The sequence below is a fragment of the Citrobacter sedlakii genome (genome assembly GCF_018128425.1).
Taxonomy (GTDB): domain Bacteria; phylum Pseudomonadota; class Gammaproteobacteria; order Enterobacterales; family Enterobacteriaceae; genus Citrobacter_A; species Citrobacter_A sedlakii.
Window position 1 is genome coordinate 3117241 of the sequence record NZ_CP071070.1, and the last position, 15378, is coordinate 3132618.

Genomic DNA, 15378 nt, shown 5'->3' on the forward strand with positions numbered 1-15378 from the left:
TCTGTTGTGTTTTTGTTGTGTCGTACGTCAGCGCGTCGTCCTCTTTGGGACGACGTCATTGTTTAAGCTGTAATGTGAATACCGCGCGTCGTAAACGCTTCGCGCAGACGTCGGGCAAAAGCGAGTGCGTGCTCGCCGTCACCGTGAATGCACACTGTCTGGGCGACCACGCTGGCCCACGCGCCGGTCACACTCTGCACGCGGCCGCTTTCCACCATCCCCAGCGTTTGCGCCAGCGACTGTTCCTCGTCGTCGATCAGCGCTCCCGGCTGGCTACGCGGCACCAGCGAACCGTCAGGCTGGTAGCCGCGGTCGGCGAATACTTCCTGACGGGTGACAAGTCCGTAACGCTCACCCGCACGGATCAGTTCGCTGCCCGCCAGTCCGACCAGAACCAGCGCCGGGTCGCAGGCATGTACCGCTTTTGCGATCGCGTCCGCAAGCTGCGGGTCTTTCGCCGCCTGGTTGTAGAGCATCCCATGCGGCTTGACGTGACGCAGAACGCCGCCCTCCGCTTTCGCGATCGCCGCCAGCGCGCCGACCTGATACAGCGTCTGCGCGTAGACGGTTTCCGGCGGCAGGGTCATTGCCGTACGGCCAAAGTTTTCCCGGTCGGGAAAGCTGGGGTGCGCGCCAATGGCGACGCCGTTTTTTAGCGCATTTCGCACGCTCAACAGCATGGTTTGCGCATCCCCGGCATGAAACCCACAGGCAATATTGGCCGAAGAGACCAGCGTTAACAGTTCCGCATCGCTTGCGCAGCCTTCGCCGAGGTCCGCATTCAAATCAATGTTCATTGCTCAACCGCCATGTCAGTTGTTCAAGATAGCGCCGCTGGTCCTGGCGCGCTTTCAGCGCGTCTTCCAGCGAACACTGGACAAAATGAATCGGCTGACCGAGCGGGATCTGCGCCAGATGGTACATATCCGCTTCGATAATACAGGCGATTCGCGGATAGCCGCCGGTGGTCTGAGCGTCGTTCATTAATACAATCGGCTGACCGTTGTGCGGCACCTGCACCACCCCGGGCAGCAATCCGTGGGACAGCAGTTCACGTTCGGTGGTGCGTTTTAGCGGCTGTCCCTGCAGCCGGTAGCCCATCCGGTTACTTTGCGGACTGAGGTACCACGGCGAACGCCAGAACGACGCCTGCGATGCCGTATCAAACTCGTGATATTCCGGCCCCGGCAGTGCGCGAAGCCGGTTTCCCCACAGCAGCTGTTTTACCCCCTGGGCGCCGAGAAATTGCCGCGCCGGTGCGCCAATGGCGAGGCGGTCGCCGTCCCGGAGCAGACGCCCTTCGAAACCGCCAATCCCGACTTTCAGGTCCGTACTGCACGACCCCATGACTTCAGGTACGGCAATGCCTCCGGCCACCGCCAGGTAGCTGCGCATACCGTGTTGCGGACGCTTTAACGCCAGACGCTGACCCGCTTTTACCGGCAGTCGCCAGCCTGTCCAGACCGGGTGCTCATCCAGTTTCGCTTCGCATCCTGCGCCGGTCAGGGCAAACCAGCCGTCGGCCTCAAATTCGACCACCAACTGTCCGAGCGTAATTTCCAGCACGGGCGCGTTGGCGTCGTTGCCGACCAGCAAATTGGCGATATGCATGGCGGGTCGATCCAGCGCGCCGCAGTGGCTGATACCGGACTGGCGAAAACCGTGACGGCCACCATCCTGTACCGAAGCGTACATTCCCGCGCGAATAATCTTCAACATACCCCCTCCTTCTGCGGGATAAAGCGCACGTTGTCGCCGGGACGCAGCAGGACCGGTTCACCCTGCGTCGGATCGAACAGTTTCCGCGGCGTGTGTCCGATGAGCTGCCAGCCGCCCGGCGTCGCGAGCGGATAAATGCCCGTCTGCGATCCACCGATCCCGACAGAACCTGCCGGAACGATCAGACGCGGTTCGGCGCGTCTGGGCGTATGCAACGGTTCCGGTAAGCTCCCAAGATAGGGAAAACCGGGTTGGAAACCTAAAAACCAGACCACGTACTCAACCGACGCGTGTAGTTCGACCACCTGCTTTTCGCTCAGCCCACTGTGACGAGCCACCAGAGCGAGATCGGGACCGCCCGCGCCGCCGTAAACCACCGGGATATCAATATTGCGCGAGTCGGGCTCCAGCGCCTCGCTTTCTTCCCACCAGCGCTGCAAACGCTCAATGGCATCCAGCGCCAGGGTTTGCGGCTCCCGCAGGATCACCGTGATATTGTTCATCCCTGGGATAGCTTCAATCACATTTGGCATGTCGACCAGACGCTGGGTCAGTCGCCAGATACGTTTCTGGCTCGCCAGCGTCACGGGGGGTTCCAGCTCCAGTACCACCGCCGTTTCGCCTAACAGATAACAGCGCGCTCGTTGCACTTGCGTTCCTCTTCGTCTTTTTTACGCGGGATTCGGTATGTCAATAAACGTCACATCCAGATCGGTATTTTCATTCAACCAGTCGCTGAGGGCGCGAATACCGCCGCGTTCGGTGGCATGGTGCCCGGCGGCGTAAAAATGCAGCCCCTGCTCGCGCGCTGAATGAATGGTTTGTTCAGAGACTTCGCCCGTAATGAACGCGTCTACGCCAAAGCGGGCGGCGCTGTCGATAAAACTTTGTCCGCCGCCGGTGCACCAGGCGACGCGGGTGACCGTCTCCGGCCCGGTATCGCCGCACCATAACGGTTTACGCCCAAGACGCGCTTCAATCCATGAGGCCAGTTCCAGTCCAGGCACCGGCATCGACAGTTCGCCCCAGGGCACCAAGGGTTCGATCTCCCCCATCACGTTGATGCCAAGCAGGGCGGCAAGCTGCGCGTTGTTGCCCAGTTCAGGATGCGCGTCCAGCGGCAGGTGCCAGCCGTAGAGGTTGATATCATTTGCCAGCAGCGTTTTCAGGCGGTTACGCTTCATGCCGCGAATCACCGGAGATTCGCCCTTCCAGAAATAACCATGGTGAACGATGACCGCATCAGCCTGCAGGCGTACCGCTTCATCCAGCAATGCCTGGCTGGCCGTGACGCCGGTGACGATTGTTTGCACCGTCGCTTTGCCTTCAACCTGTAAACCGTTAGGCGCGTAATCGCTTATCGCCGCGCTGTTGAGTTTCTCGTTGATCAGTTGTTCCAGTTCGGTGTTTTTCATCATCGCTCCCTTGTTCGTCTATGCGATACGTTAAAATAGCCTTCGGGCGTCCGTTCGTCGATAGCCAATTCACTGACACATTAAGAAACAATCCCGTCGTTTTTTAGCGAGAAAAGCGCGCCCTTCCGTGAGCGAATTCATGTATATTTATGCAATCAGACAGCATATTGCAAAAATAATCCTATCTGTATCGACATTGTAACGTTAAGGAACCCCCGCCGCGCGGCGTTTTATCCGCTGGGCGCGCAAGCTATTCTGGTATCACAATGAATAAAGCATCATCTCAACCGCGGGCGATTTATTACGTCGTCGCGCTGCAAATTTGGGAATACTTCAGTTTTTACGGCATGCGCGCCCTGCTGATCCTCTATCTCACCAATCAGCTTAAATACGACGATACCCACGCCTATGCGTTATTCAGCGCTTATTGTTCGCTGGTCTATGTCACGCCGATTCTTGGCGGTTATCTCGCTGATAAAGTGCTCGGTAACCGCATGGCGGTAATGCTTGGCGCTTTTCTGATGGCGGTCGGGCATCTGGTCCTCGGCGCCAGCGAAATTGCCCCCACCTTCATTTATTTGTCGCTGGCAATCATTGTTTGCGGCTATGGCTTGTTCAAGTCGAACATCAGTTGTCTGCTGGGTGAGTTATACCAGCCGGACGATCCACGCCGTGACGGTGGGTTTTCACTGCTATACGCGGCGGGCAATGTGGGTTCGATCGTCGCACCGATCGCCTGCGGGTATGTCCAGGAAGAATACAGTTGGGCGATGGGCTTCGCGCTGGCGGCCATCGGCATGATCGCCGGGTTGATCATCTTCCTTTGCGGCAATCGCCACTTCGCGCACACCAAAGGGGTGAACAAAGCCGCGCTGTGCGCCCGGCCGTTTCTCCTGCCCAACTGGGGCTGGCTGCTGGTCCTGTTGGTTGCCGCGCCGCTGGTCATTACCGTTCTGTTCTGGCAGGACTGGTCGGTTTACGCGCTGATTGCCGCCACCGTCATCGGTCTGGCGGTGCTGAGTAAAATTTATCGTCAGGCAGAAAACCAGAAGCAGCGTAAAGAGCTGGGCCTGATCGTGACCCTCACCGTCTTTAGCCTGCTGTTCTGGGCCTTTGCCCAGCAGGGCGGCAGCTCCATCAGCCTGTATATCGATCGCTTCGTAAACCGCGATATTTTCGGCTATTCGGTTCCTACCGCCATGTTCCAGTCGGTAAACGCCTTTGCAGTGATGCTCTGCGGCGTGGTGCTGGCCTGGCGGGTAAAAGAGAGTATGGGGGGTCGCCGCAGCGTACGCATCTGGGGCAAATTCGCTCTCGGCCTCGGTCTGATGAGCGCCGGATTCTGCATTCTGACCCTTAGCGCCCGTTGGTCCGCAGCCTATGGCCACTCTTCCATGCCGCTGATGATCCTCGGTCTGGCGGTGATGGGCTTTGCAGAGCTGTTTATCGACCCGGTGGCGATGTCGCAGATTACACGTATTGAAATCCCTGGGGTAACTGGCGTATTAACCGGCATTTATATGCTGCTTTCCGGCGCGATTGCCAACTATCTGGCGGGCGTTATTGCCGACCAAACGTCCCAGAGCGCGTTTGACGCCAGCGGCGCGATCAACTATTCCATCAATGCTTATATCGATGTGTTCAGTGACATCACCTGGGGCGCGCTGGCCTGCGTCGGGCTGGTACTGTTGATCTGGCTGTATCAGTCGCTTAAATTCAGAAACCGCCCGCTGGCGATTGAGTCCTGAGTTAACGGGCATGAGTGGCTGGGCGCCGTGACCCGATCGTCTTCGTTAAGGCCGATTACCCGCAACACCCAGCCACGCTCGCTTCCCTGTGCCAGCATGGTGGGGGCAATGCGTAGCGCCGCCTCCCGCTGACCTTCTTTTTTCCCTGCTGACGTCCCTGCAATAAACCTTCCTGTAGCCCCTGGCTATGTCCTTCCAGGCTACCGGGTGACATAAATGACCTTACGCGCCTTTTCTTGCCGCTTCATAGGCGGCAAGCGTCGCCACGCGGGCCTGTTTATGATCGACGATGGGCTGCGGGTAGTTAAGCATGACGCCTGCTTTTTTTGCCCATTTCCACGGTTCGTGAATCGCGTTTCCAGGCACGTCGCGCAGTTCCGGGAGCCACTGACGAATAAACTTACCGTCGCGATCGAATTTTTCCCCCTGCGTTGTTGGGTTAAAAATACGAAAATAGGGTGCGGCGTCAGTACCTGTGGAGGCCGCCCACTGCCAGCCGCCGTTATTGGCGGCGAGATCGCCATCAATAAGCTGCGACATGAAATAGCGCTCGCCCTTGCGCCAGTCGATCAGCAGGTCTTTCACCAGGAAACTGGCGGTAATCATTCGCAGACGGTTATGCATCCAGCCGGTAGCATTAAGCTGGCGCATAGCCGCATCAACAATCGGAAAGCCGGTTTGCCCCGCCTGCCAGGCGCTGAAATGCGCCGCGTTATCCTGCCAGGCTACCTTTTCCGTCCAGCCGATAAATGGGCGGTATTTACACAGCGCAGGGTTCCAGGTCATCAGATGCCGATAAAACTCTCGCCAGATAAGCTCGTTCAGCCAGATGCTGCCCGGCCCGCCGTCCAGTGCGTCAGGCTGTTCGGCGAGCAGGCGGTGCAGACACTGGCGCGGCGATAACCCTCCCGTCGCCAGAGCGGCAGATAAACGGCTGGTGCCGTCGATAGCGGGAAAATCCCGCTGCTGTGCGTATTCACCCGCCCCCTGCTGGCAAAACTGGCGCAGTCGGGCTATCACCGTTTTTTCGTCCACCGGGAAAAGCGTGGTGTCTGCCTCCTGCTGCGGATAGGTAAACACGATTTTTTGACGCCGCTGCGCCAGGGGCGAATTTTCTCGCGCGGCTGGCGCCGCCACACATTCAGGCATGGCCTCTTTCAAGCGCTTAAGCCAGGCATTTTTAAACGGGGTAAAAACTTTATACATTTCCTGATTGCCGGTCATCACCGATCCCGGCGGCAGAATCACGCTGTCGTCAAACCCTTCACATACCACCTCAGGCAGCGCTTTTTCTACCGCCGCATCCCGTTCGCGTTCGTTGACCTCATACTGATAGTTGTAAAAAAGATGGCTGACATCATGCTGCCTGCAGACCGCTTTTACCGTTTCGACGCTGGCGGTAAAGTCGTCCGCTTCGGCGGTGAGCAGCGGGATGCCCTTCTCCGCGAGGGAGGCCTGCAACCCTTCGAGTTGCGCACGGATCACCCCCGCCTGACGCGGCGACATAGTGTGATCTGCCCATTGGCGGGGCGTGGAGATAAAGAGCGCCAGCACGTGCGCATTACGATGGCGACAGGCGGCGGCAAGCGCGAGATTGTCATGCAGACGGAGATCGCGGCGGAACCAGACCAGATGGGTGGGCATAGAACTCCTGTTAAAATAACGCGGTACGTTTCACGATAATGATTTTTATGTCCTTACTGCCGGGTCCTTTAGGCGCTAAGTGTAGACGCAGACATAAAAAAACCGCCACATGACTGTTGGCGGTTTTTTTGTCGGTCAATGATCAGTAAAAATCGCAGGTCGCTTTTTCTGCCTGGTCCATCCACACCGGCTTGTCGCTGGTTTTCGACCAGACGCGGTGCAGGTAGCTGTAAAAACGGGCGCGATCTTTCCAGAACAGCATGATCGGCAGCGCCAGGACTCCCGCCAACACGGCGAAAGTACGGCGTAAGAACACAACATGCGCGGGATAATCTTTATAGAGTCCCATACTTTCTCCCCTTTTATATCTTCGGTGAATTGCACCGTGAAAATGAATTTGGTTATCTGATGAAAATTGTACCGCCTTGCCTGTAATTTTACTACTCATCCGACCACTTATTTTTAGCGGTTTAGGCTTTATTTACCTTCATTACGTAATTAAGTTACATAAAAGTTAAATTAATACTAATCATTAGTTAAATAATGGTCTCTACCATTTTTATACTTTTTTTACACCTTACCCGCCAATTTTTGCGAAATCTTTGCAGGCAGATATTTACCCTTTGATTATCACCATTATGCCACTGGAGGTGCACTGTGAGTGCAGGCGTGATAATCGGTATCGTACTGATTTTCTTATTATTAGGTTATCTGGTATATGCGTTAATCAACGCGGAGGCATTCTGATGGCTGCGCAGGGATTTCTACTTATTGCCACGTTCTTAGCGATGCTGTTCTTACTTGCCAGACCCCTGGGAGTCGGACTGGCGCGTTTGATTAACGATACGCCGCTTCCGGGCACAGCAGGCCTTGAGCGGCTGCTCTGGCGGGCGCTGGGGATTTCCCAACGGGAAATGAACGCCCGGCAATATGTGCTGGCTATTCTCGCGCTGAATGTGTTGGGGCTGGCGGCGCTGTTCGTCATGCTGATGTGTCAACAGCGCTTGCCGTTAAATCCGCAGCAGTTGCCGGGCCTGTCATGGCATCTGGCGCTCAATACGGCAGTAAGTTTTGTCACCAATACCAACTGGCAGGCTTACGGCGGAGAAACGACCCTTAGCTATTTCAGCCAGATGGTCGGCCTGACAGTGCAAAACTTCTTGTCAGCGGCCACCGGGATTGCCGTCGTGTTCGCGCTGATACGCGGATTTGTCCGTCAGAGCGCCAGCACCCTGGGTAATGCCTGGGTCGATCTGGTACGTATTACCGTGTGGATCCTGTTCCCCCTCGCGTTACTCATCGCGCTGTTCTTTATTCAGCAAGGGGCGCTGCAAAACCTGCTACCGTATCAGCCGTTCACCACCCTCGAAGGGGTGCAACAGTCCCTGCCAATGGGACCCGTCGCCTCTCAGGAAGCGATAAAAATGCTGGGCACCAACGGCGGCGGCTTCTTTAACGCTAACTCGGCGCATCCGTTTGAAAACCCGACCGCGCTGACCAATCTGGTGCAGATGCTGGCGATCTTTTTGATTCCGGCGGCACTGTGCTTTGCGTTTGGCGACGCGGCAGGCGATCGCCGCCAGGGGCGAATGCTGCTGTGGGCAATGTCGCTGATTTTTATCGTCTGCGTGGCGGTAGTGATGTGGGCGGAGGTGCAGGGTAACCCGCATCTGCTGCAATACGGCGCCGACAGCAGCCTGAATATGGAGGGGAAAGAGAGCCGCTTTGGCATTCTGGTCAGCAGTCTGTTTGCCGTGGTCACCACCGCCGCGTCCTGCGGAGCGGTCATTGCCATGCATGACTCCTTTACTGCGCTGGGCGGGATGGTGCCCATGTGGTTGATGCAGATCGGTGAAGTGGTGTTCGGCGGCGTCGGCTCAGGCCTCTACGGTATGCTGCTGTTCGTGATGCTGGCGGTATTCATTGCCGGCCTGATGATTGGCCGCACGCCGGAGTATCTCGGTAAAAAGATCGACGTGCGCGAAATGAAAATGACCGCGCTGGCGATTCTCGTTACCCCCGCGCTGGTCCTGCTCGGCAGCGCGCTGGCGATGATGACCGAGGCGGGACGCAGCGGCATGCTTAACCCCGGCCCTCACGGCTTTAGCGAAGTGTTGTATGCGGTCTCCTCGGCAGCCAATAACAACGGCAGCGCCTTTGCCGGTCTGAGCGCGAACTCACCGTTCTGGAACTGTCTGCTGGCCTTCTGCATGTTTGTCGGTCGCTTCGGGGTGATTATTCCGGTCCTGGCGATTGCCGGTTCGCTGGCGGTGAAACAGCGCCAGCCTGCCAGCCCGGGTACGCTGGCGACCCACGACGCGCTGTTTGTCGGGCTGCTGATTGGCACCGTACTGTTAGTCGGCGCGCTGACCTTTATTCCTGCACTGGCGCTTGGCCCAGTGGCTGAACACCTTTCCTTACGCTGAGCACGGAGCACATGACTATGAGTCGCAAACAACAGGCGCTTTTCGAACCGTCATTGGTCGCTCAGGCGCTGATGGACGCCGTGAAAAAATTAAGCCCCCATACCCAGTGGCGCAATCCGGTGATGTTTATCGTCTGGATCGGCAGCCTGCTGACTACCCTGATAGCCATCGCGATGGCTGGCGGGCAGATGCCTGGCAGCGCGCAGTTTACCGGCGCGATCGCCCTGTGGTTATGGATCACCGTGCTGTTCGCTAATTTTGCCGAAGCGCTGGCGGAAGGACGCAGTAAAGCCCAAGCCAACAGCCTGAAAGGGGTGAAAAAAACCGCCTTCGCCCGCAAACTGCGCGAGCCGAAATACGGCGCGCAAAGCGATCGTGTGGCGGCGGACCAACTGCGTAAAGGCGATATCGTCCTCGTGGAAGCCGGCGATATCATTCCCTGCGATGGCGAAGTCATTGAAGGCGGCGCGTCGGTGGATGAGAGCGCCATTACCGGCGAGTCTGCGCCGGTGATCCGTGAATCCGGCGGCGACTTCGCCTCGGTCACTGGCGGGACGCGTATCCTCTCCGACTGGCTGGTAATCGAATGCAGCGTCAATCCAGGCGAAACCTTCCTCGACAGGATGATCGCCATGGTCGAAGGCGCGCAGCGTCGTAAGACGCCAAACGAAATCGCCCTGACCATCCTGCTGATTGCCCTTACCCTCGTCTTTTTGCTGGCAACGGCAACGCTGTGGCCGTTTTCCGCCTGGGGCGGCCATCCGGTGAGCGTGACCGTACTGGTGGCGCTGCTGGTGTGCCTGATCCCGACCACCATCGGCGGATTGCTCTCCGCGATCGGCGTGGCCGGCATGAGCCGGATGCTCGGCGCGAACGTTATCGCCACCAGCGGACGTGCAGTGGAAGCAGCAGGCGATGTGGATGTCTTGTTGCTGGATAAAACCGGCACCATCACCCTCGGCAACCGTCAGGCGTCACAGTTTCTGCCAGCCAGCGGCGTGGATGAACGCACGCTGGCGGACGCGGCGCAGCTTTCTTCGTTAGCGGACGAAACGCCGGAAGGCCGCAGTATCGTTATCCTCGCCAAGCAGCGTTTTAATCTGCGCGAGCGCGACGTGCAGTCGCTGCATGCCACTTTCGTCCCGTTCACTGCCCAGAGCAGGATGAGCGGTATTAACATCGATAACCGGATGATCCGTAAAGGTTCGGTGGATGCGATTCGCCGCCACGTCGAGGCTAACGGCGGGCAGTTCCCGCCTGATGTCGAGCAAAAAGTGGACAGCGTCGCCCGTCTGGGCGCCACGCCGCTGGTGGTCGTGGAAGGCGCACGCGTACTGGGGGTTATCGCGCTTAAAGATATTGTCAAAGGCGGCATAAAAGAACGTTTCGCCCAACTGCGCAAAATGGGCATTAAAACGGTGATGATCACCGGCGACAACCGTCTGACCGCCGCCGCCATCGCCGCCGAGGCGGGGGTGGATGACTTCCTCGCCGAAGCCACGCCGGAAGCCAAGCTGGCGCTGATTCGCCAGTATCAGGCGGAAGGACGCCTGGTAGCGATGACCGGGGACGGCACCAACGACGCGCCAGCGCTGGCTCAGGCTGACGTCGCGGTGGCGATGAACTCCGGCACCCAGGCGGCGAAAGAAGCGGGTAATATGGTCGATCTCGATTCTAACCCCACCAAGCTGATTGAAGTGGTGCATATCGGCAAACAGATGCTGATGACACGCGGCTCCCTGACAACTTTCAGTATCGCTAACGACGTGGCGAAATACTTCGCGATTATTCCGGCTGCCTTTGCCGCAACGTACCCGCAGCTTAATGCACTGAATATTATGCGTTTGCATTCGCCGGATTCCGCGATTCTCAGCGCGGTCATTTTTAATGCGTTGATCATTGTCTTTTTGATCCCCCTGGCGCTGAGAGGCGTGCGCTACAAACCGCTCTCCGCCTCTGCGATGCTGCGCCGCAACCTGTGGATTTACGGTCTCGGCGGTCTGCTGGTGCCGTTTATCGGAATCAAAATCATTGATGTTCTGCTGACCCTGCTGGGTCTGGTGTGAGGGATATATGAATCAACTACGTCCATTCTTGTCGACGCTGATTTTTCTGATGCTGTTGACCGGCGGGGTTTACCCGCTGCTGACCACCACACTGGGACAGTGGTGGTTTGCGCCGCAGGCCAATGGCTCGCTGATTATTGACAATAACATTGTGCGCGGCTCCAGGCTTATCGGGCAAAACTTTACGGCGGAAGGATATTTCCACGGTCGCCCTTCCGCTACCGCCGACATGCCTTATAATCCGATGGCGTCTGGCGGCAGCAACCTTGCCGTCAGCAACCCTGAGCTGGATCAGCAGATCCAGCAACGGATAGCCGCCCTGCGCGCCGCCAACCCACAGGCCAGCGCTACGGTGCCGGTTGAACTGGTCACGGCGTCCGCCAGCGGTCTGGATAACAACCTGAGTCCGGCCGCCGTCGCCTGGCAGATCCCGCGCGTCGCCAACGCGCGCAATTTGCGCGTTGAAACGGTGAGGCAACTGGTCGCAAACTATACCCAAACGCCGCCGATTGGCTACCTCGGCCAGCCAGTGGTCAATCTCGTGGAACTGAATTTAGCGCTGGATAAGCTCTGATGGTTAATGAAGAACCGCTCCGCCCGGATCCCGATCGTCTGCTGGAGCAGACGGCGGCGCCGCACCGGGGAAAACTGAAAATTTTCTTCGGCGCCTGCGCGGGCGTCGGGAAAACCTGGGCAATGCTGGCCGAAGCGCAACGTTTGCGCGCCCAGGGGCTGGATGTTCTGATTGGGGTGGTGGAAACCCACGGACGCAAAGAGACCGCCGCCCTGCTGGAGGGGCTGGCGATTCTACCGCTGAAACGCCAGGCGCATCGCGGGCGTCACATCAGCGAGTTCGATCTCGACGCCGCCCTCGCCCGCCGTCCGGCGCTAATACTGATGGACGAACTGGCGCACAGCAACGCGCCTGGCTCACGTCATCCGCGACGCTGGCAGGACATTGAAGAACTGCTTGAAGCCGGTATCGATGTGTTCACCACCGTGAATGTCCAGCACCTGGAAAGTCTCAATGATGTCGTCAGCGGCGTCACCGGTATCCAGGTGCGCGAAACCGTTCCGGACCCTTTCTTTGACGCCGCCGACGAAGTGGTGCTGGTCGACCTGCCGCCTGACGATCTTCGCCAGCGCCTGAAGGAAGGCAAAGTGTATATCGCCGGTCAGGCCGAACGCGCCATTGAACATTTCTTTCGCAAAGGCAATCTCATCGCCCTGCGCGAACTGGCCCTGCGGCGCACCGCCGACCGGGTGGACGATCAAATGCGCGCCTGGCGGGGACGCCCCGGCGAGGAAAAAGTCTGGCACACACGCGACGCCATTCTGCTGTGCATTGGACACAATACCGGCAGCGAAAAGCTGGTGCGCACCGCCGCGCGTCTGGCGTCCCGGCTGGGCAGCGTCTGGCATGCGGTGTACGTCGAGACGCCCGCCCTGCACCGTTTACCGGAAAAGCAGCGGCGGGACATTCTCAGCGCCCTGAGGCTGGCGCAGGAGCTGGGGGCGGAAACGGCCACCCTTTCCGATCCCCGTGAAGAGAAAGCGGTGGTTCGCTATGCCCGCGAGCATAACCTGGGCAAAATCGTGCTGGGACGCCCACCGGGACGGCGCTGGTGGCACAAAGCGTCTTTCGCGGACCGGCTGGCGAAACGCGCGCCGGAACTGGACGTTATGATTGTCGCGCTGGACGAGTCGCCGCTACGCCCACTCTCCGCCCTGCCGGATACCCGCAGTTTTAAGGACAAATGGCGGGTGCAAATTCAGGGCTGTCTGGTCGCCGTCGCCCTTTGCGCGCTGACGACATTCATTGCCAGCCAGTGGTTGGCGGCCTTCGACGCCGCCAACCTGGTGATGCTGTATCTGCTGGGCGTGGTGGTGATCTCTCTTTTTTATGGCCGCTGGCCGTCGGTATTTTCTACCGTGATCAGCGTGGTCAGCTTTGACCTGTTCTTTATTGCCCCGCGCGGCACGCTCGCGGTATCCGACGTTCAGTATCTGTTGACCTTCGGGGTGATGCTCACGGTGGGTCTGGTGGTGGGGAATCTCACCGCTGGGGTGCGCTACCAGGCGCGCGTGGCGCGTTATCGGGAACAACGCACCCGTCATCTGTATGAAATGTCGAAAGCGCTGGCGATGGACCGCAGCGAGAAAGATATTGCCGTCACCAGCGAGCAATTTATCGCTTCCACGTTTCACGCCCGCAGCCAGATTCTGTTACCGGATGCGCAAGGCAGTCTGACGCCGCTGACCCACGCCAGGGGCATGACGCCCTGGGACGATGCGATCGCCCGCTGGAGCTTTGACAAGGGCCAACCGGCTGGCGCGGGCACCGATACCCTTCCCGGCGTGCCGTACCAGATCCTGCCATTGCGCAGCGCGGACAAAACCTACGGGCTGGCGATCGTCGAGCCGGGAAACCTGCGACAACTGATGATCCCTGAGCAACAGCGCCTGCTGGAAACCTTTACGCTGCTGGTGGCGAACGCCCTTGAGCGCCTGACGCTCACCGCCAGTGAAGAACAGGCGCGTCTGGCCAGCGAGCGGGAAAGCCTGCGTAACGCCCTGCTCGCTGCGCTCTCTCACGATCTGCGCACTCCGCTGACGGTGCTGTTTGGCCAGGCGGAAATTCTCACCCTCGATCTGGCCAGCGAAGGCTCCGCGCACGCGAAGCAGGCCAGTGAAATTCGCCAGCATGTGCTGAATACCACCCGGTTAGTGAATAATCTGCTGGATATGGCGCGCATTCAGTCAGGCGGCTTTAACCTGAAAAAAGAGTGGCTGACGCTGGAAGAAGTGGTGGGCAGCGCGCTGAAAATGCTGGAGCCGGGGTTACTTCACCCGGTCAATCTCTCCCTGCCAGCCCCGCTGACGTTGATCCATGTTGATGGCCCGCTGTTTGAACGGGTCCTGATCAATCTGCTGGAAAACGCCATTAAGTATGCCGGGCCGCAAGCGGAGATCGGCATTGACGCCCATGTCGAAGGCGACCAACTGCTGCTTGACGTGTGGGACAACGGACCGGGGATCCCCGAAGAACAGCAGCAGCCGATCTTCGACAAATTCGCCAGAGGTAATAAAGAGACCGCGGTACCCGGCGTCGGGCTGGGACTGGCGATCTGTCGGGCGATTGTTGAAGTGCACGGCGGCGCCATTGCCGTCTATAATCGCCCCCAGGGCGGCGCCTGTTTTCGTGTTACACTGAAGCAAGAAGCGCCTCCAGAACTTGATGATTTTCATGAGGATATGTGACAAACGTTCTGATTGTAGAAGATGAACAGGCCATCCGCCGTTTTCTGCGCAGCGCGCTGGAAGGCGACGGACTGCGTGTATTCGAAGCGGAAACCCTGCAGCGTGGACTGCTGGAGGCAGCCACGCGGAAACCGGATCTTATTATTCTCGATCTTGGCCTGCCGGATGGCGACGGCATCGATTTCATCCGCGATTTGCGGCAGTGGAGCGCCGTCCCGGTGATCGTGCTTTCTGCCCGCAGCGAAGAGAACGATAAAATTGCCGCCCTTGACGCGGGCGCGGATGACTATCTGAGTAAACCTTTTGGTATTGGCGAACTGCAGGCGCGTCTGCGCGTGGCCCTGCGCCGTCATGCCGCAACCCCTTCCCCTGATCCGGTTGTCCGCTTTTCCGACATCGTGGTGGATCTCGCCGCGCATCTGATTCATCGCGGCGAAAGTGAAATTCACCTTACGCCGATTGAGTTCCGCCTGCTGGCCGTCATGCTCAACAATCCGGGAAAAGTGTTAACCCAACGGCAGCTGTTGAATCAGGTTTGGGGGCCGAACGCGGTCGAACATAGCCACTATCTGCGTATTTATATGGGTCACCTGCGGCAAAAACTGGAGCAGGATCCGGCCCGTCCCCGGCATTTCATCACCGAAACCGGCATTGGCTATCGTTTTATGCCATGAATGGTTATTCATTATTTTTAAATAATTCTAAAAATTAATTTTTAATATACCGCACTGCCATAATAATAATTATGGCGGCATAAGTTTATTCTCACAAAAAATAACAAAATACAAATCTATAACATATAAAACACATTTTGATATCTTATCTGCCATCATGCATAAAAAACGACTAAATATTTTGCGAATGATCGTTTTTTGTTGATCTCCTTCACGGATCGGACTGTTTTCCTGGATAAAATACCCTCACCTTCTACTGATAAAGGAAAGGTAACCAAAATGGAAAACAATAACCGCTTAATGCCCCATATCAGGCGAACAACACATATAATGATGTTTGCCCACCGTAATAGTTTTGACTTTCATTTCTTTAACGCCCGTTAGTCGTTCGACTATGGGCACGTCAGCATACAGGTCTTCCTGAC

Annotated in this window: 15 protein-coding genes; 8 read left to right on the forward strand and 7 right to left on the reverse strand. The window is 57.8% G+C overall.

The features are described from left to right. Positions 1-62: 62 nt before the first annotated feature. The 4 genes from pxpA to ybgI are packed head-to-tail and all read right to left on the reverse strand — an operon-like array spanning position 63 to position 3134. Positions 63-797: a 5-oxoprolinase subunit PxpA gene (gene pxpA, locus JY391_RS14865; RefSeq protein WP_181821773.1), complete on the reverse strand. Its 735-nt coding sequence runs from the start codon at positions 795-797 to the stop codon at positions 63-65. Continuing rightward, the gene (gene pxpC, locus JY391_RS14870) at positions 787-1719 is read right to left on the reverse strand and encodes a 5-oxoprolinase subunit PxpC (RefSeq protein WP_042285378.1); all 933 of its coding nucleotides are present in this window, start codon (positions 1717-1719) and stop codon (positions 787-789) included. The genes pxpA and pxpC overlap by 11 nt, the downstream gene beginning before the upstream one ends. Beyond that, a complete protein-coding gene (pxpB, locus tag JY391_RS14875) occupies positions 1713-2369 on the reverse strand; it encodes a 5-oxoprolinase subunit PxpB (RefSeq protein WP_211934529.1) in 657 nt (218 codons plus the stop codon). Before pxpB ends, pxpC begins: the two co-directional genes overlap by 7 nt. A gap of 21 nt (positions 2370-2390) precedes the next feature. Beyond that, entirely contained in the window at positions 2391-3134 is a 744-nt protein-coding gene (ybgI, locus tag JY391_RS14880; RefSeq protein ID WP_042285382.1) for a radiation resistance protein YbgI, read from the reverse strand. A gap of 266 nt (positions 3135-3400) precedes the next feature. On the opposite strand from ybgI, the gene JY391_RS14885 reads away from it, so the two are divergent. Continuing rightward, on the forward strand, positions 3401-4882 hold the full coding sequence (locus tag JY391_RS14885; protein ID WP_211934530.1) for an MFS transporter: 1482 nt from the start codon (positions 3401-3403) through the stop codon (positions 4880-4882). Here the strand turns inward: JY391_RS14885 and JY391_RS24100 are convergent. The 3 genes from JY391_RS24100 to JY391_RS14895 form a co-directional block, all read right to left on the reverse strand. Next, a complete protein-coding gene (locus tag JY391_RS24100; protein WP_508617246.1) occupies positions 4837-4980 on the reverse strand; it encodes a hypothetical protein in 144 nt (47 codons plus the stop codon). The genes JY391_RS14885 and JY391_RS24100 overlap by 46 nt on opposite strands. A 124-nt stretch (positions 4981-5104) precedes the next feature. After that, positions 5105-6526, reverse strand: a complete 1422-nt coding sequence (gene phrB, locus JY391_RS14890) for a deoxyribodipyrimidine photo-lyase (RefSeq protein ID WP_211934531.1) — start codon at positions 6524-6526, stop codon at positions 5105-5107. A gap of 142 nt (positions 6527-6668) precedes the next feature. Next, on the reverse strand, positions 6669-6875 hold the full coding sequence (locus JY391_RS14895; RefSeq protein ID WP_211934532.1) for a YbfA family protein: 207 nt from the start codon (positions 6873-6875) through the stop codon (positions 6669-6671). Positions 6876-7183: 308 nt separating this feature from the next. Between JY391_RS14895 and kdpF the strand changes: the two genes are divergently transcribed. The 7 genes from kdpF (at position 7184) to speFL (ending at position 15337) form a co-directional block, all read left to right on the forward strand. Continuing rightward, complete coding sequence (gene kdpF, locus JY391_RS14900) at positions 7184-7273, forward strand: K(+)-transporting ATPase subunit F (RefSeq protein WP_042285393.1); 90 nt, start codon at positions 7184-7186, stop codon at positions 7271-7273. Continuing rightward, positions 7273-8952, forward strand: a complete 1680-nt coding sequence (gene kdpA, locus JY391_RS14905) for a potassium-transporting ATPase subunit KdpA (protein WP_211934533.1) — start codon at positions 7273-7275, stop codon at positions 8950-8952. The genes kdpF and kdpA overlap by 1 nt, the downstream gene beginning before the upstream one ends. Positions 8953-8969: 17 nt before the next feature. Next, positions 8970-11018 carry a potassium-transporting ATPase subunit KdpB gene (kdpB, locus tag JY391_RS14910; protein WP_211934534.1) on the forward strand — a complete coding sequence of 683 codons (2049 nt, stop codon included), beginning with the start codon at positions 8970-8972 and terminating at the stop codon, positions 11016-11018. Between the two features lie 7 nt (positions 11019-11025). Further along, positions 11026-11592, forward strand: coding sequence for a potassium-transporting ATPase subunit KdpC (gene kdpC, locus JY391_RS14915; RefSeq protein WP_042285401.1), 567 nt, complete (start codon positions 11026-11028; stop codon positions 11590-11592). Beyond that, positions 11592-14279 carry a two-component system sensor histidine kinase KdpD gene (gene kdpD, locus JY391_RS14920; protein ID WP_211934535.1) on the forward strand — a complete coding sequence of 896 codons (2688 nt, stop codon included), beginning with the start codon at positions 11592-11594 and terminating at the stop codon, positions 14277-14279. The genes kdpC and kdpD overlap by 1 nt, the downstream gene beginning before the upstream one ends. Beyond that, positions 14276-14953 carry a two-component system response regulator KdpE gene (gene kdpE / locus JY391_RS14925; protein ID WP_042285405.1) on the forward strand — a complete coding sequence of 226 codons (678 nt, stop codon included), beginning with the start codon at positions 14276-14278 and terminating at the stop codon, positions 14951-14953. The genes kdpD and kdpE overlap by 4 nt, the downstream gene beginning before the upstream one ends. A 279-nt stretch (positions 14954-15232) precedes the next feature. Beyond that, positions 15233-15337, forward strand: a complete 105-nt coding sequence (speFL, locus tag JY391_RS14930) for a leader peptide SpeFL (RefSeq protein ID WP_106875989.1) — start codon at positions 15233-15235, stop codon at positions 15335-15337. Positions 15338-15378: the final 41 nt, after the last annotated feature.